Annotated in this window: 1 protein-coding gene; it reads left to right on the top strand. The window is 55.2% G+C overall.

From position 1 onward, the window contains the following. The first annotated feature begins 173 nt into the window (after window positions 1-173). Window positions 174-1,748, top strand: coding sequence for a multicopper oxidase family protein (locus H3Z84_RS16870; protein WP_199458290.1), 1,575 nt, complete (start codon window positions 174-176; stop codon window positions 1,746-1,748). The last annotated feature ends 618 nt before the right edge of the window (window positions 1,749-2,366 follow it).

Here is a 2,366-nt window from a genome sequence, read left to right as displayed (position 1 = left end):
TACCACCAAACCCTTGATTACCAAACACCGGATGAGGTGTACTACCAACAACCCATGACCCTGGCAGCTTGAGCCGGGAATACAGCCGGATCAGAGCTTAACTGCACCTTCAGGCTGTCCAACTGATGGGGTCCACCTCATCTGGCACTGATCAAATATCTGAGGAATAAGTAATGAATCGGGATAAACGTGTCCACCGGCGCACAGTCCTTCAGGCTGCGGCGGGCACTGGCTTCTTTCTCGCGCTGTCGCCTGGATTTCTGCTCACTGGCTGTGACGGCGGTGTGAGAGCAACTGAATCCGTAACGCTCGGCCTTGATTCAGAGGAATACGATGTTGAACTGGCCCTTCGTGCCACGCCCGATTCGGTATCCATACTTCCAGGCACACCCAGTGAAGTCTGGCGTTATAAGGCAGAATTGCTGAAAGGGCCGAAAAACACCCTCACTGAAAACACAAACAGCTATCTGGGCCCAACAATCCGGCTGCGCCGTGGTCAGAGGGTAAAAATCCATATTCACAACGAGCTTCCGGAGGACACCACCGTCCACTGGCACGGACTTCACGTGCCGTCCGACGTAGACGGACAGCCAAGACTACCGATCCGCCCAGGCGAGACAATGACTGTTGGCTTCGAGGTATTGGACCGGGCCGGACTGTTCTGGTACCACTCTCATGCCCACGGCAAGCAAGGTGGTCGCGTAGGATTTCAAAGTTACGCAGGGTTGGCCGGACTCCTGATCGTTGAAGACGAGGAAGAAGCGGACCTCAAATTGCCGTCGGGCGATAACGAGCTGCTGCTGGTGCTTCAGGACCGCACCTTTGCTGGTAACAATGAACTGGTTTACATGGGCCGTGGCATGGGGTCCATGATGGACCGTATGCACGGTTTTCTGGGGGATAGAGTGCTGGCTAACGGGGCGCCTCCAACCACCCGCAAGGTTGCCACCCGCCCCTACAGAATTCGAGTCCTCAATGGGTCCAACGCCCGCATCTACAAACTGGCCTGGAGCGACGGGCGACCTGTCACCGTTATCGGTGCAGACGGCGGCCTTCTTCAGGAACCGGAAGACAGGCCTTACGTCGTGCTGGCTCCGGCTCAGCGGCTTGATATATGGGTCGATCTTTCCGAGTTCCAGCCGGGTGATACGCTGGAGCTTATCAGTGACCGTTTCCGGGCAGGCATGATGAGCGGAGGTATGATGGACGGAATGGGCATGATGGGCAGCAACGCCCTGCCCCTTGGCAGCCGATTCCCCTTGGCCAGGCTGGAGGTGTCCAAGTCATTAAAGGCCAGCGAACCTTTACCGGCACAGCTAGGTGTGCAGCGGCAAAAAATACCGGTAAACAGCAATACGCGAATCCGGTCGTTCGAGTTAAGCCCGGTGATGATGCGGGGATTTGCCATGAATGGCCGGCGGTTTGACGGAACGAATGTTGCTGATGACGAAAAAGTCCGCCTTGGCGATACGGAAATCTGGGAATTCCGGAACAACACACCCATGCCGCACCCCATGCACATTCACGGTTTGCAGTTCAACATTGTGGGGCGAAGAGGTGGCAACTCGAACAGTTTGCAGCAGGGCCTGGTGGACAGCGGCTGGCACGACACGGTTCTGGTCATGCCCCGGGAAACGGTCCAACTGGCGATGAAGTTCGAGCGCTTTGCCGGCCTTTTCATCTACCACTGTCACAACATGGAACATGAAGACGCAGGGATGATGCGCTATTTTCAGGTGCAAGGCTAAGCGCCGCCGGTCTCCTTCGTCTGCTCAACCGTTGTCACCGAGCCCGACTTGTCCTTGCACTTCATCATGCACAACCCAAGACCACACATGATCAGGCAGGGCAGGAGGCTGATCAGTATGGGAGCGAGTCCGAATAGCACCAGGTGTTCCCAGCCAAAGGTAAGTCCGGCGATGACCGCGATGGCGCCAAACAACCACCAACGCCGTGGCCCTGTCAGCAAACCCACTAGCCTTCCTCGGCCAGGATCTGAATTCAACGTGCCCTTGTCTGTGCCGCTCGTTTTGTTACAGCAACTCATTATCGTCCCTCATTTTTACCTTAGTTGTTGGTTGCTCATTTCCACCGCTTATGCGGTAAACAGCCTTGCAGTTGAGCATTTTTAAGAAAATAACGTTGAAGCAAGGTTTAAGGTCAAGGCTTTTATCAGAATGGCCAAAGTGAATTCACCTTGGGCCTTTGGGTATCGATGGCGTTGTATGAGGTGGACCCCATCAGTTGGACAGCCTGAAGGTGCAGTTAAGCTCTGATCCGGCTGTATTCCCGGCTCAAGCTGCCAGGGTCATGGGTTGTTGGTAGTACACCTCATCCGGTGTTTGGTAATCAAGGGTTTGGTGGTA

The sequence above is a fragment of the Marinobacter sp. bablab_jr003 genome (assembly GCF_016464245.1).
GTDB lineage: Bacteria > Pseudomonadota > Gammaproteobacteria > Pseudomonadales > Oleiphilaceae > Marinobacter > Marinobacter vinifirmus.
The sequence above is the reverse complement of the archived record's forward strand: the minus strand, read 5'-3'. Positions and strand labels throughout refer to the sequence as shown.

Excerpts from the sequence above, each read along its gene's own strand:
- H3Z84_RS16870 (WP_199458290.1), top strand. The coding sequence starts at position 174 with ATGAATCGGGATAAACGTGTCCACCGGCGCACAGTCCTTCAGGCTGCG.